19 protein-coding genes are annotated in these 20362 nt (G+C 56.9%); 5 read left to right on the top strand and 14 right to left on the bottom strand.

From position 1 onward, the window contains the following. Positions 1-296: 296 nt before the first annotated feature. The 4 genes from ACFFK0_RS13730 to ACFFK0_RS13715 form a co-directional block, all read right to left on the bottom strand. The gene (locus ACFFK0_RS13730) at positions 297-1817 is read right to left on the bottom strand and encodes a solute symporter family protein (RefSeq protein WP_377470823.1); all 1521 of its coding nucleotides are present in this window, start codon (positions 1815-1817) and stop codon (positions 297-299) included. Beyond that, entirely contained in the window at positions 1814-2137 is a 324-nt protein-coding gene (locus ACFFK0_RS13725; RefSeq protein WP_377470822.1) for a DUF485 domain-containing protein, read from the bottom strand. Before ACFFK0_RS13725 ends, ACFFK0_RS13730 begins: the two co-directional genes overlap by 4 nt. Positions 2138-2288: 151 nt before the next feature. Then, positions 2289-3086: a LytR/AlgR family response regulator transcription factor gene (locus tag ACFFK0_RS13720; RefSeq protein WP_377470820.1), complete on the bottom strand. Its 798-nt coding sequence runs from the start codon at positions 3084-3086 to the stop codon at positions 2289-2291. A gap of 12 nt (positions 3087-3098) precedes the next feature. Further along, positions 3099-4838 carry a LytS/YhcK type 5TM receptor domain-containing protein gene (locus ACFFK0_RS13715; RefSeq protein ID WP_377470818.1) on the bottom strand — a complete coding sequence of 580 codons (1740 nt, stop codon included), beginning with the start codon at positions 4836-4838 and terminating at the stop codon, positions 3099-3101. Positions 4839-5042: 204 nt separating this feature from the next. Between ACFFK0_RS13715 and ACFFK0_RS13710 the strand changes: the two genes are divergently transcribed. After that, positions 5043-6260 (top strand): stalk domain-containing protein, encoded by a 1218-nt coding sequence (locus tag ACFFK0_RS13710; protein ID WP_377470816.1) that lies wholly within the window; start codon positions 5043-5045, stop codon positions 6258-6260. A 12-nt stretch (positions 6261-6272) separates the two neighbouring features. Here ACFFK0_RS13710 and ACFFK0_RS13705 read toward each other — a convergent pair whose 3' ends face one another. Together ACFFK0_RS13705 and ACFFK0_RS13700 are read right to left on the bottom strand one after the other, a co-directional pair. Further along, complete coding sequence (locus ACFFK0_RS13705; RefSeq protein WP_377470815.1) at positions 6273-7382, bottom strand: ATP-binding protein; 1110 nt, start codon at positions 7380-7382, stop codon at positions 6273-6275. Continuing rightward, entirely contained in the window at positions 7366-8106 is a 741-nt protein-coding gene (locus tag ACFFK0_RS13700; RefSeq protein WP_512700673.1) for a response regulator transcription factor, read from the bottom strand. The genes ACFFK0_RS13705 and ACFFK0_RS13700 overlap by 17 nt, the downstream gene beginning before the upstream one ends. A gap of 214 nt (positions 8107-8320) precedes the next feature. On the opposite strand from ACFFK0_RS13700, the gene ACFFK0_RS13695 reads away from it, so the two are divergent. From ACFFK0_RS13695 to ACFFK0_RS13685, 3 genes are read left to right on the top strand one after another with little or no spacing between them, the layout of a single operon-like run. Beyond that, positions 8321-9196 (top strand): ABC transporter ATP-binding protein, encoded by an 876-nt coding sequence (locus ACFFK0_RS13695; RefSeq protein WP_377470813.1) that lies wholly within the window; start codon positions 8321-8323, stop codon positions 9194-9196. Then, positions 9193-10728 carry a hypothetical protein gene (locus ACFFK0_RS13690; protein ID WP_377470812.1) on the top strand — a complete coding sequence of 512 codons (1536 nt, stop codon included), beginning with the start codon at positions 9193-9195 and terminating at the stop codon, positions 10726-10728. Before ACFFK0_RS13695 ends, ACFFK0_RS13690 begins: the two co-directional genes overlap by 4 nt. Continuing rightward, on the top strand, positions 10725-11339 hold the full coding sequence (locus tag ACFFK0_RS13685; RefSeq protein WP_377470811.1) for a DUF4097 family beta strand repeat-containing protein: 615 nt from the start codon (positions 10725-10727) through the stop codon (positions 11337-11339). Before ACFFK0_RS13690 ends, ACFFK0_RS13685 begins: the two co-directional genes overlap by 4 nt. On the opposite strand, the gene ACFFK0_RS13680 is transcribed toward ACFFK0_RS13685, so the two are convergent. The 5 genes from ACFFK0_RS13680 to ACFFK0_RS13660 all read right to left on the bottom strand — a co-directional run bounded on the left by ACFFK0_RS13680 (position 11299) and on the right by ACFFK0_RS13660 (position 16899). Continuing rightward, positions 11299-12258: a hypothetical protein gene (locus ACFFK0_RS13680; protein ID WP_377470809.1), complete on the bottom strand. Its 960-nt coding sequence runs from the start codon at positions 12256-12258 to the stop codon at positions 11299-11301. The genes ACFFK0_RS13685 and ACFFK0_RS13680 overlap by 41 nt on opposite strands. Before the next feature lie 140 nt (positions 12259-12398). Continuing rightward, on the bottom strand, positions 12399-14348 hold the full coding sequence (locus tag ACFFK0_RS13675) for an FtsX-like permease family protein (protein WP_377470808.1): 1950 nt from the start codon (positions 14346-14348) through the stop codon (positions 12399-12401). Further along, positions 14338-15102, bottom strand: a complete 765-nt coding sequence (locus tag ACFFK0_RS13670) for an ABC transporter ATP-binding protein (protein WP_377470806.1) — start codon at positions 15100-15102, stop codon at positions 14338-14340. The genes ACFFK0_RS13675 and ACFFK0_RS13670 overlap by 11 nt, the downstream gene beginning before the upstream one ends. A gap of 101 nt (positions 15103-15203) precedes the next feature. Next, entirely contained in the window at positions 15204-16211 is a 1008-nt protein-coding gene (locus ACFFK0_RS13665) for a sensor histidine kinase (protein ID WP_377470805.1), read from the bottom strand. Continuing rightward, complete coding sequence (locus tag ACFFK0_RS13660) at positions 16204-16899, bottom strand: response regulator transcription factor (RefSeq protein WP_377470804.1); 696 nt, start codon at positions 16897-16899, stop codon at positions 16204-16206. Before ACFFK0_RS13660 ends, ACFFK0_RS13665 begins: the two co-directional genes overlap by 8 nt. Before the next feature lie 181 nt (positions 16900-17080). Here ACFFK0_RS13660 and ACFFK0_RS13655 point away from each other — a divergent pair, with 181 nt between their 5' ends. Beyond that, on the top strand, positions 17081-17446 hold the full coding sequence (locus tag ACFFK0_RS13655; RefSeq protein WP_377470803.1) for a group I truncated hemoglobin: 366 nt from the start codon (positions 17081-17083) through the stop codon (positions 17444-17446). 44 nt (positions 17447-17490) lie between these two features. On the opposite strand, the gene ACFFK0_RS13650 is transcribed toward ACFFK0_RS13655, so the two are convergent. From ACFFK0_RS13650 to ACFFK0_RS13640, 3 genes are all read right to left on the bottom strand, one after another. Then, entirely contained in the window at positions 17491-18102 is a 612-nt protein-coding gene (locus ACFFK0_RS13650; protein WP_377470802.1) for a hypothetical protein, read from the bottom strand. Between the two features lie 185 nt (positions 18103-18287). Then, positions 18288-18965 (bottom strand): TerC family protein, encoded by a 678-nt coding sequence (locus ACFFK0_RS13645; protein WP_377470800.1) that lies wholly within the window; start codon positions 18963-18965, stop codon positions 18288-18290. Between the two features lie 98 nt (positions 18966-19063). Then, positions 19064-20344 (bottom strand): ArsB/NhaD family transporter, encoded by a 1281-nt coding sequence (locus tag ACFFK0_RS13640; RefSeq protein WP_377470799.1) that lies wholly within the window; start codon positions 20342-20344, stop codon positions 19064-19066. Positions 20345-20362: the final 18 nt, after the last annotated feature.

Raw genomic sequence — 20362 nt, 5'->3', positions numbered from 1 at the left:
CTTGAATTAATAGTACCTTATTTCCCTAGATACTCTCCAATCCAATTAGGGGGCTTAATAGAAATGACGGATCGGCAGACCCGTATTTAACAGCAAAGCGGGAAATCAGGGCTTTTTCAGGACAACTCGGGAAAAATAGGACCCTACGGAACCTTTATTTGGGGCCCCGGCTAAATAACATGCAAAATAACACCTTCAAACTCCCTAATTCCTAGGACCGTATAAAGCACGATGTCATGATTGTTGAACATAGGCCGCAAGGTGTACCTCCAACTGCAGCGGCAGGGCGCTTGCGCTTACATGCCCGTATTCGCCTTAACAAGAATTTCATCATACTTGGCGTCATCGCGCTTCGCCGACAGGAACGTGCCGAGGAAAGCGCCGAGGAAGCCGACCGGAATCGAGATGATGCCGGGATTCGTGAGCGAGATAAGCGGAGTGCCGACGAGAATCGCTTTGCCCGCCGCCGGGTCCCAAATGTTCGGGCTGATCGCCACGAGCAGCAGCGCACATCCGAGTCCGGTCAGCATGCCCGTAACGGCGCCGGCCGTATTGAAGCGTCTCCAGAATACGGTGAAGACGAGCACCGGCAAGTTCGCGCTGGCTGCGACGGCAAAGGCAAGGGATACAAGGAACGCGACGTTCAGCTTCTGGGCGAACAGCGCCAAAATGATCGAGATGATCGCTACGCCGACGGAGGCGAGCTTCGCCGACAGGACCTGCTCCTTCTCGGTAGCCGCTCCTTTGCGCACGATATGGCCGTAGAAGTCATGGGCAAACGCGGATGCGGCGGACAGCACGAGCCCGGCAACGACAGCCAGGATCGTAGCGAACGCTACGGCGGAGACGAAGGCGAACAGGAAGTCGCCGCCAAGCGCTTTTGCGAGCAGCGGAGCCGCCATGTTGCCGGCTGCGTTCGCTTTGACGATGGCGTCATTGCCGACGAAGGCGGCGGCGCCGAAGCCCAGGAAGATGGTCATGACATAGAAGATGCCGATGATCCACGTAGCGACGACAACGGATTTGCGGGCGGTAGGAGCGTCCTTCACCGTGAAGAAACGGATCAGGATGTGCGGCAGCCCCGCCGTTCCGAGCACGAGCGCCAGATTGAGCGAGATCGTATCGAGGCCGTCCTTGAATTTGTTCCCCGGATTGAGGAACGCTTCCTTGAGCGGCGTAGCCGTCTTCATATGCTCGAACATGGCGAAGACGCTGAAATCGAATTTGGCGAACACAATCAGCGAGATAATGAACGTGCCCGCCATCAGCAGCACGCACTTGATAATCTGCACCCAGCTCGTCGCCGTCATCCCGCCGAACACGACGTAGACGGTCATAAGGGCGCCGACGATCAGGACGGAGGTAATATAGTCGAGGCCGAGCAGCAGCTTGATCAAAGCGCCGGCGCCGACGAGCTGCGCAATCATGTAGAAGATGGAGATGGTGATGGAGTTGAGAGCGGCGACGCCGCGCACGGTCTTGTCGTTAAAGCGTGCGGCGATCATGTCGGCCATCGTATACTTGCCGAGATTGCGCAGCGGCTCCGCAATCAGGTACAGAACGACGAGATAGGCGACAAGGAAGCCGATGCTGTAGAAGAAGCCGTCGAAGCCGGACAGGGCGACCATCCCGGCGATGCCGAGGAAGGAGGCGGCCGACATATAATCGCCGGCGATGGCGAGACCGTTCTGCCAGCCGGTCAGTCCGCCGCCTGCGGTATAAAACTCGCTGGCCGATTTCGTTTTTCGAGCTGCATAGTAAGTAATGACGAGCGTCCCCGCAACAATGATCAGAAAGAGAAGGAAGGCTGTATTCATCCCTGCACCTCCTGACGGGCTTCCGTTTTGATCTCTTCGGCCAGAGCGTCGAACTCGACGGATTTGCGCGAGTACAAGGAACAGAGCACCCAGGTCATAATAAACTGCGCGAAGGCAAACACCCATGCCCACGAGATCGGTCCAATTGCGTTTTCATTGAGCACTTTGGAATAGGAAGTGAGGATCGGCAAAATAAAATAAAACACCAGAAAAAAGATGGACATCGGCAAAATAAAGCGTTTCTTGCGGGACATCAGCTCACGGAAGCGCGCGGATGCCGCAATTTTGGAATAGGAAGTGGCTTCAGGCCGGGCTTTCATGGGGACTCCTCCTTGTATGAACGTTTATTTGTCTGCTCCGACTATTCCCTTGTAAGCGCTTTACAAGCATATCATGGCAAACGGAGGATAATGCCCAACCTGGCTCGAAATGTCGGAAACGAGGCGTTAACGCCACAAAACCGCACCTGAATTACATGCCCTGCAATCGATGCATCAGCTCCTTGGCGGCCCCGCGGGAAAGAGGGATACGGCTGTGCCGGGCGTCCTTCAGAATCAAGTTGTAGGCACCGTTAAACCACGGCTCGATCTCTTCGATGCAGTCGACATTGACCAGGTGGCTTCGGTGGGAGCGGAAGAAAGCATACGGACCGAAGCGGAGCTCCAGCTCCTGTAACGTCTGGCGTGCAGTATGCACTTGTCCGTCCGCCATATGGATGAGCGTCCGTTTCTCTTCCTTCACCGCATAGGCAATGGCAGCCGGGTCGATCACGAGCATGCGGCTGCCGTCCTCGATCAGGAGCTTCGGCTTCACTCCTGCCGCCGGCGGCTTGGCGTGAAGCTGAGCGGCCTCCGCGGGCAGGGGCGGGGGGAGCGCTCCTGCCGCGGAAGCCGGCCACGCCGGCGTTTCCGACAGCCTTGCCCGAATGCGCTGCAGCGTCTTGCGCAAGCGCTCCTCTTCGTAAGGCTTGAGCACATAATCGACCGCTTCCAGACGGAAGGCGTCAAGGGCAAACTGTTCATAAGCCGTAGCGAAGACGATATAGGGAGCGGAGCCCTGCCGCTGCAGACGCTCCGCGGTCTCCACCCCGTTCAATCCCGGCATATGGATGTCGAGGAATACGACATGGGGCCGCTGCAGCCTGACCAGCTCCAGCAGCTCCGTACCGTTGTCCGCACACGCAAGAATCTCGACATCGTCTTCCTGGCTAAGCAAATACATCAGCTCATCGCGAGCCAGCCGTTCATCCTCGGCAATCATAACCTTCATCAGGCACCCGCCCTATACTGGATTTGGTGATGGAATCGTAAATTCGATGCGGGCCCCGCCGTCCGGCACGTTCGCAAACCGCAATCCGGCCCCCGTCCCGAAGAGATGAATCAACCTCTGATTGACGTTATGCAGCCCGAGCCCGGTGCTCCCGCTGCTGGGCAGCGGCATAGCGCCCAGCTGATCCAGCTTGCGTTCGTCAAAACCCGAGCCGTTGTCCGTAATGACGATATGTACGCCCTGCTGCATGCGCTTGCAGGCGATGGATATTTTCCCGGTATCCGTCTTCCCCTTGAAGCCGTGCTGAATGCAATTTTCGACCAGCGGCTGCAAGGTGGAGGGAGGGATGCGGACCGTTTCCAGGCCCGGGTCGCACCACAGCTGGACCGACAGCTTCTCCTCGAAGCGAATTTGCAAAATGCCCAAATACGCCTGCAAATGCTCCAGCTCCTGCTCCAGCGGCACCAGTGCGGACTGCATCATCGTCAGATTCATCCGCAAATAGCTGCCGAGCTTCACGGTAACGCGTCTTGCCGTATCCGGGTCGATCCGGATCAAGGTCACGATCGCGTTCAGCGTATTGAACAGAAAATGCGGATTGATTTGCGCTTGAAGCGCTTTCAACTCGGCATCCTTCATATGCCCCCGCAGCTGCTCGGCTATAGCCATATCGAGCTGAATGGAGATCAGCTTGCTCAGCCCTCTGGCCAGCGCTTCTTCGACAGGCCGAATCTGGCGCATGCTCTGGAAGTAGAGCTTGATGAGCCCCGCCACCTTGCCGCCGCTGCGGAACGGAATCACAATCGCTGCGCCGAGGGCAGGGTGATGCGGCTGGATTTGCTCCTTCGTTCTGGTTACCTGAATTTCTCCGGTCAGCAGAGCGATTTGCGAGACATAGGTTTGAATCGGCTCACCCTTGACACGGTGTTTGGGGGAGATGCCCGCATATGCGAGAATGCGCTCCGTATCCGTGACGGCGACGGCATCCGCGCGCAGCTCCCGAAGCAGGAGGTCGGCGGTGGCGCCCGCCGTCGTGTACGTCAGCCCCTGCTTCAAGTAAGGCAGCACCAGCTCGGCAATGTGAAGCGCTCTCTGGGTCTCCAGCGCCGCCGCCCGCTCTTCCTCGCTAATGGCAGCTTGAATCATGACGACGAGAATACCGACACCGATGCTGTTCGCTATGACCATAGGGACGCCGATCATATCCACAATTCGAATGGCGTCGGCTGACGACTCATGGACGATTAGGAGCGCTCCCATGGCGACAATCGGCGGAAACACGCTGATGAACAGCGCCTTCACCGGCGCGATCACGCGCTCTTCGGCGAAGAAGCGGGCAATGAAGCCGGAGATCAGACCGACGAGAGGCGAGATGAACAGGTCCGGCAGCCCTGTCAATCCGCCCATCCATGCGGAGTGAAGTCCCGACAGGAGCCCCGCGCCGGTACCGACCCAGGCACCGCCAAGCAGACCCGCCACAATAATGCCGATCAGTGCGGAGTCGGCCATCGCTTCATTCCCGGCTAAGGCGCCTGTCAAGAACGCCGAGCTGAAGCCGTCCGGCCCGACGGTAACGCCTGCGTAAGTGCCGGCGATGCTGACGAAGCCGAAGAAGACGGAATAGAGCAGCCCTTGTCCGAACCCTTTGCCTCTGTCCAAGAAGTAGCGGAACTGGGAGGTCCGCGTAATCATGAAGGTCACGATCAGCAAGATGCCCATCCGCTCGAAAAGCAGCAACGTCAAATATTCCATGGCTTCACTCGCTTCCGTCCGTTCCGATGCTTTCGCTCAACGATATATGTATATGCTTTTAGCATAGTCGCCTTCACACCGTACATCAACCGGTCACGAAGAAGAAAATGACTCGTCATAGCTGGAAAGTAACTTCTGCGTGCAATTCGGTTGAACTATAATGATTTTGTTTTACCAGGAATTAACCGATTGGGGAGTGCAATCATGCTAAGAAGAAAGCGCCGGACGATGTGGAAAGTCATGCTGGGACTGCTTCTATTGGGAGCGGTTTGGCAGGTTACAGTTACAGCGGAGGCAAAGCCGATTCAAGTATACGTCGATGGCGAACTTCTGACCTTCGAGGAGGCGGAGCCGGTCATTGTGGACGGAACGACGCTCGTTCCGTTCCGGACGCTGTTTGAAACGCTCGGCTTCGAGGTTGAGTGGAACAGTGGCGCGAGGCAGGCGCTTGGCATCCGGGACGATCTGATCATCGAGCTTACGATCGACAGCAGAGCCGCCAGGGTCAACGGCGAGCCGGCCCTCCTGGAGGTTCCGGCCCAGATTATGAACGGCAATACGATGGTACCGCTGCGGTTCGTCTCGGAGAACAGCGGTTACGGAGTGACGTTCGCGGATCGAGGGGCGTCGTATGCGATTCAAGTCAGCAGCGACGGCAGCGGTGAAGGCATGGGCGACAACGGCAACATCGGCAATGATGGTGACCCGTCCATCGGCGAGCCCTCCGGCGGGGCCGAGCCATATGTCGTCAAAGGCATGGCTGTAGACGGTCAGGGCAAGCCGCTCGCCGGAGCGGAGATTGTCGCAGATAACTTGCTGCTCTACAACAGCAACGCGATTGCGATTACGGATGCGGAAGGACGCTATCGCATTGAGCTGCCGCCGATTGCCGTCACATGGAACATGAGTGCAAGCATTAAGCGCAAGATGAACGGCGGCGAATTCGAGGTACAACTCACGCCGGATGTCGATCAACCCTTTGCAGGCAACACGGGAGCCGTGCGCAATTTTACATGGGATTCGTCCGCTCCGAGACCGGAAGGCTGCTATTCGTGCGCCGGCAAGGTACTCCTCTACATGGCGGACTATGCGGACCCTGACGATCCGCTGCTGCCGCCGCCCGACCGCGAACGCGTCGAGCTGACGCTCATTCCGGACGGCCCGCTGCTCGACGGCAGCTCTGGTAAGACAATCACAGCTTACGGCGAAAATTCCGGGGACGGATTCGGACTGCAGGACGTTCCGTTCGCGCGGTACACGATCTCGGCCCGCTACGTACCGGATGACGGTGAGCCCCGTACGATGCTGGTCAGGGTAAGAAATAAAGGGGAGTACGTTGAATCGGTTACAACCGATTTCCAATCGATCACATCGGGGATTCATCACATTGAACTGGATGTGAAGCTGCCCCCGAAGGGGTGACGGTAATCCGTTTCAACCCGCAGCCTCGGCCAATGGTAACGTAATCGTAAAGCAAGTCCCTTCGAAGGGTTCACTTTGCACGTCGATTTCTCCGTCATGCGCCATAATCAGGCTCTTCACGATCGCCATGCCTAAGCCGGTACCGAACGGCGTGGCGTTCGTGGCCGTGCCGCGGTAATACTGGTTGAACAGGTTTTCGAGCGTGTGCTTGTCCATGCCGGTTCCATGATCCGTTACCGTAATCCGTACGCGGCGGCTCCCTTCGCGCCATATCTCAATCCCGATACGAGTGCCGGGCGGATTATGGATGACGGCATTCATGATCAGGTTCTGGAAAGCACGGTACAGCAGCCGCCTATCCCCGAATACCCCCGGCACGTCCTCTTCCTTCCGCACATTCAGCTCATAGCCGGCAGCCCGAGGGTCCCTCCTGACATCCGACACCAGCTCCTCCAGCAGTAGCCCGACATTGATTACCTCTCTGTTCATCGGCAGCGCAGACCGGGCATGATCCATCTGAAACGATAAGCTCAAATCGTGAATCAATTCCTCCATATGCACCGATTTGTTATGAATTTCCCGGGCGAAGGACCGGATCTCCTGCTCGCTCCATACGTAATCCTCATTGATTAACAGCGCCGAATAGCCCAACACATAAGTGAGCGGAGTCTTCAAGTCATGCGAAATGCCGGCAAGCCAGCTCCGCTTCGCTTCCTCCAGCTGCTTCCGTTCCATCTCCGACCGTTTCAGCGTTTCCGCCAAAGCCAGCAAATGGGCAATGACCTCTTTGTAGAGCGAATACCGCCATCTCAGCTTACCGGCTCTCGTATAGATGCCGTCCATCCAGGGGGGAGGTTCATAGCTGCCCTGCGACAGCCGGAAAATCCATGACAGGAGCACGGTGAGCGGACCGCCAAAGTACCAGCTGAACAACACGCCGCAGACAAGTACGCTGCAACCAAGCGTGATCAGCACCAGGCTATCGTAGCCGGGCGAATCCTCGGCAATTTGAAACAAAGGAAAGATCAGCTCGATAATCAGGCCGACGGCGATCCCCATGCCGAGCACCCAAACAAGCACGCCGGTCAGAAAATACGCAATCCATCTAAGCTTGATCTTCATCTCGCACTCCCTTGGCCGGAGGAATGAACTTGTAGCCGAGTCCGCGCAGATTCACAATGATTTCCGGGGCTTTGGGATCATCCCGAAGCTTCTTTCTGATTTTGGAAATGTGCATCGCAACGGTTTTTTCTTCCCCGTAGCCGGAGCCGCCCCAGACGTATTCGTAGATTTGCTGCGTGCTGAACAAACGGTTCGGATTCCGGCAAAAGAAGCTGAGCAGCTCCAATTCTTTCGCCGTACATTCGGCCGGGACGCCGCCGACGGTGAGCGTTGCATCCGCCGTGTTCAGCGAGAAGGTTCCGAAATCGTACATTTTGCCAGACGCTTTCTCTTTCACGGACGACTGGGAAATCTGCTGTCTGCGGAAGAAAGCTTTCATTCTGGCGACAACCTCGAGCGGGTTGAAGGGCTTCGTGATATAATCGTCACCCCCGATACCGAGTCCTGTAAGCTTATCCAGATCCGTCCCGCAAGCCGTTATGAACATAATCGGCGTTTCGGTATGCTTGCGGATGTCCCGGCACAGATCAAACCCGTTGCAGTCAGGAAGCATCACATCCAGCAGGATCAGATCGAACGTGCGGGTCTTGATCCAGGACAGCGCCTGGCTGCCGGTCGTACAGCGGGTGATATCTTCGAACCGTTCCTTCCGAAGCGTAATTTCCAGCAGGGTAAGGATGCCTTCCTCGTCGTCAATCAACAGAATCTTCTCTTTGCTGCTCAAGCGATGTTCCTCCCAAACCCAATTCCAAATATTTACTAGCATTTTATCATAGAGAGCTCGCCCCGTTCCTCTGATTTACTTTCTCACTACGGCATCCTGTCTTCGAGCAGGGCTCATGGTCTCGATTTTCCGTTATTTTTACTTTGTTTTTACTTTCGGCGTCTACGCTAAATAGAGAGAAATCAAACCGCAGAGGGTATGGAGGGGATTCCGTTTGGAGCTGATTTTGAATGGAGTTACGAAAACGTATGGAGCCAAACAGGCGTTACAAGGCATTACGCTGCGGCTGGGGCCGGGAATCGTCGGATTGCTGGGTCCGAACGGCGCCGGCAAGTCGACCTTAATGCGGCTGCTGGCCACGATCGAGAAGCCTACGGAAGGGTCGATCCTATGGGACGGAGCGGACATCGCCAAACACCCGAACCGGCTGCGTGAGGTGCTGGGGTACTTGCCGCAGCAATTCGGTGTGTACCCGAATATGACACCCGTTGAATTTCTGGAATACATCGCCGCGATGAAGGGGCTGTCCCGGAAATCGGCGAAACGGCGCATTCAAGAGCTGTTAGAGATGCTGAATCTGGGGGCGGACAGCAAGCGGCTGCTGGGGGGATTTTCAGGCGGTATGAAGCAGCGGGTCGGGATTGCCCAATCCTTGCTAAACGATCCGTCGCTGTTAATTGTCGATGAGCCGACAGTGGGGCTCGACCCGGAGGAGCGGATCCGGTTTCGCAATATATTGTCCATGCTGGCATCGAACCGGATCGTCATCCTATCGACGCATATTGTTACGGATATTGAAACGGTCGCCCCTCAAATCGCGGTCATGCTGAAGGGAAAGCTGGTTCGATACGCCGAGCCGGAGGAGTGGCTGCAAATCGTGGAAGGCAAAGTGTGGAACGTTGTCGTCCCGTCTTCGGAGCTTATCCGCATTCAGGAAACGTATCCGGTCAGCGCCGCGATCCATCGCCGGGACGGTGTGCACGTACGGATCGTCTCCGAGAGGGAGCCCGATCTGCCGGCGGCCCTGCTGCCTCCTGCCCTGGAGGATGCTTACTTGTACACGGCATCCAAATGGGAGGTGACCCCATGATTCGGGGCCATCTCATCAAGCAAATGCGCAGCTCCGCCTTTCTGGCCGTCATCGCCATCAACCTGCTGCTCGGTTATGCCTGCGTACCGGCCTCCTCTGCGGGCTACGAAGTGTTCTACATCGGGGGCGTTCGCGGCATTTACGATTCCGCATGGCTGGGCAGTATGGCTGCGATGCTGTCGGCGATGCTGCTGTGGCTGTTCGGATTTTATATGCTGCGAAGTCAAGTGTCGGAGGATGCCCGGCTGCAGGTAGGTCAGATCATCGCCGCCACCCCCGTCAGCAAGCTGCGCTATTTGACGATGAAGGCCGTCAGCAATTACGTTGTTCTGCTTGTCCTTGCCTTGTTGTTTGCGGCCGCCTTCATGTTCATGCAGCTGCTGCGGGGGGAGGACAGGCAGCTCGAGCTTTGGGGGTATGCGGCCCCCATGCTGTTCATTACCGTACCGTCGTTCATACTGCTAGCGGCCATCACCGTGGTTTTCGATGCGATTCCGGGCATGAAGGGGACTTTGGGCAATATTTTGTTCTTCGTCCTTTGGCTGGCAGGCGGGGCGGTCTCGATGGAAGCCACCGATCCCGCGCATGATTTGTTCGGCATTCATGTCGTGCTAAGCCATATGGCGCAGGATGCGGCGGCCCACTTTCCTCATCTTCCCGGCATTCAAGATGCAGGCAGCTTCGGCTATTACAAGGTCGCAGGGGAGACGCCGGTCTTTCGCTGGGAGGGGGTGCCGTGGGGGCTCGATCTGCTGCTTTCGCGTATGGTGTGGCTGCTCGCGGCAGGATGCCTGCTTCTTCTGGCGGCTGTCGTCTTCGACAGATTCGCTGCCCTGCGTCTTGCGGTAAAGCCGAGCTTCCTCCCGAATGCAGCAGTACGGGACAATCAACCGCCCCCGGCAGTGTTGTCCGCCGCCGTGAAGTCAGGCGTACCGATGGGAAGACTGGTTCTGGCCGAGTTGACCGTGATGCTTCGCCATATCCCCAAGTGGTGGACCATGCTGCTAGCGGCGGCGGCAGTTACCGGCCTGCTCATCCCTCCGGACCGCCTGCAGGGCTGGTTGCCGCTTCTCATGCTGGTTCCCCTGCCCGTATGGTCCCAGATGGGGACGAAGGAAACGTACTATTCGACCAAGGAGCTGGCTGCGTCCAGCTGCTCATCGCTTCGCAGACGGTGCGCGGCTTGGATGGCCGGTATAGTCGTGTCGATGATAGCCGGCTCCGGTGTCCTCGTCCGCTATATGCTGGATGGGCAATGGGAGCATGTACTTTCGTGGGGGACCGGCTCCGTCTTTGTCCCGACGCTGGCTCTCGCATTGGGGTCTATCGGCGGCACGAGAAAAGCCTTTGAAGTCTTATACCTGATCTGGTGGTATGCCGGACCGATGAGTCGCGTGTCCTACTTGGATTTCTTGGGCATATCGGCGGGCTCCGCAACCATCTATGTTTCAGCGACGCTTGTGATGCTGCTTTATTTTTTGATTCAGGGCATACGGAAGGGGAATTTGCCGAAATGGGGGATCGTTCGATGAGAGGACAGCTAATAAAACGAGTCGTTTCGTTCAGATCGGCCTTAGCGGCCATTGCAATTATCGTTGTCTCCGGCTGCCAGCCGGCTGCCGAGCCGACGGTCGGGACGTTCGAGGAAAGCCAGGTACAGCGAATCACAGTTCAAACCGATGCGAATGCGATCCGCCTGCTGCCTTCAAGCGGCCGACGGATTACCGTGCGGTGGGATGCGAAGCAAGCGCTGCCTGCGGTGCTGAAGGATGGACACCTCCAAGTGACGGTGAAGCCGCCGGAAGGGATGATTCATTTCGCTCAGCCGGAACTGGTTATCGAGGTCCCGTCCGGGGCCGTCGAGACGATCGGCCTCTTGTCCGTGTCGGGTTCGATCAGCGTAGGCGATGTGAGAGTCAAGGAGCTTGTAATCACCACCGATTCCGGCGGAGTCGCCGTTGCAGGATCAGCGGATCATGTTCATGCCAGCACCCGATCGGGCGAAATCAAGTCCTCCTATGCAGCGACAGCTTCCCCCGATGGCGGCCAGCTTGTCGAGCATGGTTCGGAGAAGCAGGGGGGAGGAGCCGCCAACGTAACGATCAAATCGACCTCCGGCAATATTGAGCTTCGTACGAACTAATGTGCGGGGAACTCTTTCCGGCGTCCAAGATCGCCTTGCGCAAGGCAAGCCCGCCGGCAGCCAGAGCTGCCAAGAAACAGAGTCCCGCGGCGACCGGCCACACGGACCATTCCAGTATGGGCCGGCCGAGATACGTTTGCCAGCCGATGGCTGCCAGGCCGAGCACATAGGCTGCGCCGGTAACATGGATCAGCGTGCTTCGCGCCCGGTCGGTCAGCGTCGTGCGTTCCGCCAGCCAAGCGACGACAGGCACCGCCTGCAGCGCATGGAAGCCGAGGCCGTGCAGCCACATGATGTTACCGTGCTCGCCGACGAGCCGGCCCTGGTTCATCGAGATCCAGATGCCCGCGGCGAACGAGAACAGCACGGCGATCATCGCATAGCGGATACCGGTTACGAGCTTCGGATGGAGCTCGAGCGATCTGCGGCGGAAAAATTGTACGGCCAGCACCGTATAAAAGACGACAAGCAAGAGCGCAACAAGGGCGAACAGGATGCCGACGGTTTCGTCAAATACCGTACCATTCTTCGCGAACCTCGGGTTGACGCCGCGAAAGTGCTGGATATTTTCCGCAGCGTACGAGTACAGAGCGAGCGCTATGTAAGCGCGGCGAAACACCGCTCTTCCCCGCGCGCGCATACCCGAATAGGGGAGAATCGCCGCGGTCGAAAGAATAAAAACCCCGAGCGCCGCGTTAAACGAGAAGGCGTCCGAAATACGGCCTTCCGCTCCTACTGCCGATCCGTACAAAAGCATCCACACCGCACATCCGGCCGCGAGGAGGAGCCCCAGCGCGCCGATGCCGACGAGCCAGGCTTCCCCTTCGAACAGCCGGACGTTCGGGCGTCCCGGCCGTGTCCGGTGTGTCCCTGAAGCAGCACGGCTCCGGTATTTTTCGTCATAAATCAAAGTGCTCATCGTCAGCTCTCCTATCTACCTTCGATCGTCATCATTGATTTCCATTGTAGAGGAGAGCTGCATATGGCAAAACATACCAAAGTCCAAATGTGTTCCTGGCAGAACGTCGTGCTCGATCTCGTTCTCTAGACCGATGCGGGCTACAAGGACCCCCGAATCACCTTCTTATAATGCAGCACCGACAATATCCCGAACACGGAGTACAGCACGGTATACAGCAGCATCACCGCAAACATCGGCGTCCACAGCTCGGTACCGAACAGGAACCAGCCGGATTGGACCGCGAAATAGCTGTGCACGAGGCCGACGGCTAACGGAATGCCGAAGCTCAGTACCTGCTTCATGCGGATTCCGGCCAGCAGATCGCCGGGGGAGAAGCCAAGCTTGCGGAGAATCGTGCAGCTCGGCTTCTCTTCCTCGCTCTCGTCCATCTGCTTGAAATACAGGATGCAGCCGGACGTGATCAGGAACGCTAAGCCGAGGAAGGCGACGATGAACATGATCAGTCCCATGTTGGCCTTCTGCTGCGTGCTCATATCGAGGCGGGATTCGAAGGCGAAGTCCTCGTCCGGAAGCTCCAATCGGTGAAACGCTTCGTTGGCGGCGGCAAGCTTGCTCTTGTCGGCAATATCTACACCAATGTAAACGGATGACTTCTTCTGAATTTCCGGTGCAAGATCCGTCTTCAGCCGTTCGAATACGGCCGCATCGACGATAACCGTCGGCTCTCCTCCGTTGGTGAAATACCAGGAGAGGATGAACTCTTTTCTCAGCTCGGTGTAGGACAAGTCAATCGTGTTCTGCGCACCCATCAGCTGAATGGGGCCCGAATTCTTGATCGTCATGAATTTCTGAATGATGTCGCTATACCCGCTGAGAACGGCTTGCCCCTCCGCCATATCTCCGACATTCGCCGACGTATCGGCGATGACCGACACCGGGAGCTTGCTCGGATCGATCAGGAGGCCGGAGGGCTGGTTCTCCACCGCTTTCGACAAGTTGATATAAGCCTGCAGCGTTTCGATCCGGGTCTCGCGGTGCTCGATCCGCTCCGCATCCAGCGCGGCGATGAACTGCTCCGCTTCCTTCGGCCCGGTGAAGGCGAAATGGGCGGGCACGCTCTGCTCCGCAGTTTTCTCCGCCGAATAGTACGAAATATAGCTAAGCGACAGCAGTCCGATTGCCAGCGCCGACAGCGTTGTAATGACTGTCAACAGCAGCGCGTTCGACCTCATGCGGAACATCACCGAGGACAGCGACAGCACTTCCCGGACCGTGAGGAGGCCGCCTTTGCGCTTGCGGATTTCATGCAGGATCAGCCGGACGGAGCCTTTGTAGAACAAGTAGGTGCCGACGATCACCGAGGCCAGAATAAACGACATGGCAACAAAGAGCTCCGTCGTCGTCGTGTAGTCCCCGCTGAACAGCTTGGAAGAGACGTAGTAGCCCGTCACGATCATGATCAGCCCGACAGCTCCGATCACGATCTCGGTAACGGTAATGCGGTACGGCTTATCCTCCGTCTGGGACCGGAAGCGGAATAAACCGAGGATGCTTTGCCGTTTGATGAACGTGTAGGACACGAGCATGATGAGCACATAGATGGCCGCAAATACGGCCACTGTCTGGACCAGCGCCTGATTGGACCAACGCAGCGAAGCGAGCGCCTCCACCTCGATGATTTTGAACAAAATCATCAGGACCAGCTTCGATACGGAGAAGCCGGCGAACACGCCGGCGATCAGTGCGCCGAAATACAGGATGCCGTTCTCCACGCTCAGGATGCGGAAGATCGTGCCTTTCGTCATCCCGATCAGCTGCAGCAGTCCGATCTCCTTGCTTCGCCGCTTGATGAAGATATTATTGGCATACAGATTGAAGACAGCCACGATCGCGACAAGCAGAATCGATGCGGTTCGGATGGCGGCGGCTCCTTTGATGCTGCCCTTCATATGCTCCAGCGCCGGATCGTACTGCAGCGTGACGAAGGCGAAATACAGCGCGACGCTGAAAATCAGGGCGAACACGTAGAGATAGTAATGCTTCAGGTTGGCCTTCAAATTTTGCCGAATGAGCTGACTAATGTTCATCCTGCACCCCGCCCAGCACGCCCTGCGTCTTCATGATGTCCTGGAAAAACGACTGCCGCGTTTCCTGTCCCCGGTACAGCTGCGTGTAAATATGCCCGTCCTTGATGAAAATCACTCTGCCGCTGTAGCTGGCCGCAACCGGATCGTGCGTAACCATGACGATCGTGGCGCCCCTGCGCTGGTTCATCAGGCTGAGCTTGTTCAGCAGGTCGGAGGCGGACTTCGAATCCAGCGCCCCTGTCGGCTCATCGGCGAAAATCAAACCGGGCTCATGCACGAATGCCCGGGCTGCGGAGGTACGCTGCTTCTGCCCGCCGGAAATTTCGTTCGGATACTTATCCTTCAACTCATAGATGCCGAGCTGCTCCGCAACCTCCCGGAATTTGCGCTCCGCCTCCGCCCGGGATACTTTGGCGACCGAGAGCGGGAGCATAATATTTTCCTTTACGGTTAACGTCTCCAGCAGGTTGTAGTCTTGGAAAATGAACCCCAGATGCCGCTTCCGGAAATCCGCCAGCTGCTTCTCCTTCATACCGGTAATGTCTTGGCCTTCGATGCGGATCGAGCCTCCGCTCACCTTGTCGATCGAGGAGAGCACGTTGAGGAGCGTCGTCTTGCCGGAGCCGGACGACCCCATAATGCTGACGAACTCGCCTTCCTCTATGCTTAGATCGAGCCCTTTCAATACTTCCTGCTTATTGTACTTGTTGCCGTAGCTTTTATGGATTTTGACGGCTTCCAAGATGGCGGCCATGCCGATTCACTCCTTCCCGTAGATGATTTCATTATAAGCATGGAGGGGGCCGCTTTCGTTTGATTCGGCTAACAAAACAACATCGGCATGTGACAAAGCTGTCACATGCCGGTCATTTGCGTGAACGCATTCCGCTTCGGAAACCGGAGGGTGAACGACGAACCAGCCCCCGGCTCGGACTGAACTCCGATAAGGATGTGTAAAGCTTGCGCCGCCGTACGGGCCAAATATAGGCCCATGCCGGTAGCGGCGCCGTCTGCGTGATGGCCGGTCGACGTGAACCCTTTGTCGAAGATGCGGGGCAGATCCTTGGATTCGATGCCGCGCCCGGTGTCCCGGATTTCCAGCACCGCATGCCCGTCCTGAACGAAGCTGACCACGGTAACGTCCGAAGAGGCTTCGCTGTATTTGACCGCATTCGTCAGCAGCTGCCGGACGATGAAGGCGAGCCACTTGGCGTCGCTGAGCACTTCGCGCACCTCCAGGTCCATGTCGAAGCCGATGCCCTTGTGAATACACCACGACTGCAGCGTCTTGATTTCCGCGAATAATACGGCTTCCAGGTCGACCTGCTCAATAAGCAAATCGTTCTCCATGAAGGGCAGCCGCTTCTGATGCAGCTGTTGATCGAGCAGCAGATGCAGGCGAAGCCACTCGTACAAGAGCGGGGCCTTCAACCGCTCGTCTTCCATTCTATCGATCATGAGGCGCATCGCAGTCAGCGGCGTCTTCACATCATGAATCCAGGACAGCAGCTCGTCCTTCTCCTGCTCCAGCATCGTCAGGTGGCGGGAAGCCGATTGCCGGAGCCGTTCGGTCTGGTTCGTCAAGGCGGCTTCGGCGATGCGCTCGAACGGGCGCTCCGCCGCGGCGAGGCCCGTAAGGTCGAGCTGCTCCTCCCATTCCAGGAGCTGCTTATAGTATCGGGTTTCCCGGTGATAGCGATAAATGAAGAAGCCGATGAAGCACAGCGCCGATAAGAACACGATATACAGCACGGAGCAGAGCGGCATCGCCGCATCCAGATAGGCGATCAGGAGCAGCAGCAGCTGCAGTGCGGCGAAGAACAGCAGCCAGCTTCGCCGTTCGGCGAGATAGGTTTTAATCATGGACGTTTGCCTCTTCGACGGCCATATAGCCTTGGCCGACCTTCGTTTCGATATAAGGCCCCAGGCCGATGTCGTCGAGCTTCTTCCGCAGCCGGTTCACATTGACCGTGAGCGTATTGTCGCTGACGAACCGCTGATCGTCCCACAAGCTTGTGATGATCTGCTCGCGGCTGACGATTTTGTTTTTATGTTCGATCAGCAGCTTCAGGATGTGAAGCTCGTTCTTGGTCAGCTCGATCGAGCCGGCCGCATTCGTGACGGTATTGTTTTCATAATCGACCGCAGCGCCGCACCACGTCTTGAGCCTAACCGGCTCCGCTCCGTAGTTGTGCACGCGGCGGAGGATGGCCTGGATTTTGGCGATCAGCACGTCGAAATGGAACGGCTTCTGGACGAAGTCGTCGGCGCCGAGCTGCATCGACATGACCATATCGGACGGGTGATCGCGGGAGGAGAGGAACAGGATCGGTACGTTGGAATGGGCCCGGATTTGGCGGCACCAGTGGAACCCGTCATATTTGGGCAGCTGAATATCGATAATGACGAGATCCGGGTTGACGCCCGCGAATTGCTCCAGCACCTTGGCGAAATCCGTAATGCCGTGAACGGTATAATTCCACTGCACGAGCCGTTCTTTCAGCTCCTGGAAGAGCGTCGCGTCATCTTCAATCAATAAGAGCGTAAACAAGGACAGTCACCACACTTTGCAGATCGGTATCATGTCCATTGTAATGGAAAATAAATCCCTATGCGACAACCGCAGATGTCCGCAGTCGGGCCGGAAGAGTTGTCCCCGGGTAGGGCCTATGATATATTTCCCAATTATAGGGGCAGTCTAACGGGGAACCTGAATGAGAAGGATGGATATCATGCAAACTGCGGGAACGCTTTACGAGAAGGTCGGCGGAGAGGAAGCCATCGGCAAGGTGGTCGACTATTTCTATGAGTTGGTGCTGGCCGACGATACGGTGAATCATTTCTTTAAGAACACGGACATGGAGAAGCAGCGTATGCATCAGACCAAGTTCATCAGCTTTGCCCTTGGCGGCCCGAATCAGTACACCGGCCATTCGATGGCCAAGGCGCACGCAGGGATGAATTTGCAGGAGGAGCACTTCGCGGCGATTGCGAAGCACCTGCACGATGCTCTGGCCCACTTCGGGGTGAGCGAGTCGGATATCGGTCAGGTGCTCGCGCACGTGTCAACGCTGAAGGACGATATTTTGCATAAGTAAGGTGATCAGGTGCGAAGCTGCCGTGGCGGTTTCGCGCCTTTTCGTTATTCCTCGAACGCCGAGGCCCAGCTGTCGTGAAGCCATTTTTCCGTAACCCGCCCGTTGTCCCATAGGATTCCTTGCTCGAAGGTGATAACCTGCCCGTCGGGTCCGACAATGACCCATGCGTAATCGTCATGCTCCTGCCGGTAACACTTGTATTTCATGCCGGATATGACGAGAGAGGCGCCGGCTTGACTAAGGCCGTCATGGATGCGAATCGTTTCGTCATGGCGGTCGATCCAGAGGTTCTGCAGCCGGTCGAATAGTCCGGGTTCGAGCTTGTTGAGGAAATCCCGGGCAGCTTCTCTTGTCATTTCGGGACTGGGGAGTGCGCCTGCGGTAAACCTTCGGTCCATCCAGGTGAATCCAAGGATCGCAGGTGCGTCCATAGCGACGACGAAAGAATAGTGCTCCCCGCCCCAGCCAAGGTTGTCTTCAGAGCTTTTCTCGTAACGGAACACCCAGACGCCGGCCCCGTTCTGCTTGCGGGGGCGGGCGTGCCGAAGGGTATACCCCTCCGGGATCGGCAATAGGCGGAGCGCATGCTCCAACGCTTGACTGTAGTCCAGGGAAGACGCAGTGCGGCCGGATTGGGCAGGCTGCAGATTCATCATGGGCGGTCACCTCATATCAGAATTATGGTTGTTTATTTACGTAAATTGTAACATATCTACAATATAAGTCAATAAAGCGCGAAACAAAAAGACGGCCTCCGAAGGTTCGGAAGCCGTTTCTTTCCTTAAAGCTTGCATGAAATGCTATCCCTCTTTGTAAGCCTGCGGGCGGGAAGGGGGCCGGGTTATAATGATTTCGCCAAGGCCTTTCGTTGATTGCGAAGTTTGCCGAGCAGCAGCACGCCGGCTACAACGACTACGGTTAGAACCCATTTCAGCAATGAGTTTTCGGCGAAAAACGTCTTCAGGAACGGCTCGTCGGTAATCATCTTCGTAGCGGTCCAGGCAAGCACGCCGGAGCCGATGTAGATAATAATCGGGAACCGCTCCACCCAGCGCAGAATCAGCGTGCTGCCCCAGACGACAATCGGGACGCTGACGAGCAGGCCGAGCACAACCAGTACGAAGTCGCCATGAGCCGCGCCGGCAACCGCCAGTACGTTGTCCAGTCCCATCACGGTATCGGCGATGATGATCGTCCGCACTGCGGCCCAAAGGCTGGCAGCGGCACCGACATCGTGCTTCTTCTCCTCGACGAGCAGCTTGAAGGCGATCCAGATGAGCAGCGCGCCGCCCAGCAACAGCAGTCCAGGGATTTGCAGCAGCCAGACGACGGCGAGCGTGAGCAGCGAACGGATGGCGATGGCGCCGAACGTTCCCCAGAAGATGACTTTCCTTTGCTGGTCCTTCGGCAGGTTCCTCGCCGACAGGCCGATGACAATCGCGTTGTCCCCGGCAAGCACCAAATCGATGATAACGATAGCCAGCAAGGCGGACCAAAAGTCCGGAGACAAGAAATCCATAATGAACACCCCTCGTTTGGTTGATTCGATATAGGATTCAGTACGAGGGGCCGCCATTTCCGGTTTCGCGGAATTTTGGGATTTTTCAATATTGCCTATTAAATTAAGTATCTAAGATAGATATAGACGGTAGCCATTCCAATCGATAGCAGCATGAGCGGAAATCCGTACTTCATAAAAGTGACGAACCGGATCGGATAGCCTTCCTTCGCCGACATGCCGGCAACGATCAGGTTGGCGCTGGCGCCGATTAACGTACCGTTGCCTCCGAGGCATGCGCCGAGCGCGAGACTCCACCAAAGCGGCTCGAGATTGGATACGCCCATGTTGCCCATCTCTTGAATCATCGGGATCATCGTAGCGACGAACGGAATGTTGTCCAGGAAAGCGGAAGCGATCGCACTCAGCCACAAGATGAGCATGGAGGTGGCTGCCGGGTTCCCTCCTGTGAGCTCAATGGCCTGAGCGGCCAGTTTGGAAATAACTCCGGTTTCCACCAACCCGCCGACGAGAACAAATAATCCGACAAAGAAGAAGATCGTGGTCCACTCCACCTTCGTGAAGGCCTCCTCCATGGCGTGCTCGCCGGTCAGCAGGAGCAGCAGAAAGCCGCCGGCCAAGGCGACTGTCGCCGACTCGAGATGAAGCAGCTGATGCAGGAAGAAGCCGATTACCGTAAGTCCAAGCACCGACAAGCTCTTGATCAGCAGCTTGCGGTCCGTGATGAGCGCCTTCTCGTCTACAGCCATAATGCTTTGCTTGAGCTCCGGCGTCGTTTGAATCTGTTTGCGGAACAGCAGCACGAAGATCGGCAGGATGACCGCCATAAGCACAACGACGAAGGGAGCGAGGTTATAAATGAAAGCCATAAACGTAAGCTCCTTCACGGCGCTGCCGATCATGATGTTCGGCGGATCGCCGATCAGCGTCGCGGTGCCTCCGATATTGGAAGCGAGAATTTGCGTGATCAGATAAGGCACCGGCGGTACTTGCAGCTGCCGCGTGATGCTGAGGGTTACGGGCACCATTAACAGCACCGTCGTTACATTGTCCAGGAACGCGGAGCCGACGGCCGTAATCAGGGCGAGATACAGCATGATGCGTACCGGATCGCCGCCCGCCTTCTTGGCGGAGATCATGGCCAAATACTTGAACAGTCCGGTCTCGGCGGTAATGCTGACAATAATCATCATACCGACGAGCAGCCCCAGCGTGTTGAAGTCGATGTGATGCAGAGCGGATTCTTGATCGATGATGCCGAGGACGACCATCAGGACCCCGCCGATCATGGCGACAATGGTGCGGTGCACCTTCTCGGCAATAATCATGCCGTAAGTCAGCAGAAAAATACCGATAGCGATAATGGCTTGTTGTTCCATAGCGACCTCCCGTTTGAA

Origin of the sequence: Paenibacillus chartarius (assembly GCF_042432825.1) — a bacterium.
GTDB lineage: Bacteria > Bacillota > Bacilli > Paenibacillales > NBRC-103111 > Gordoniibacillus > Gordoniibacillus chartarius.
This window is presented reverse-complemented; position numbering and strand designations above follow the sequence as displayed.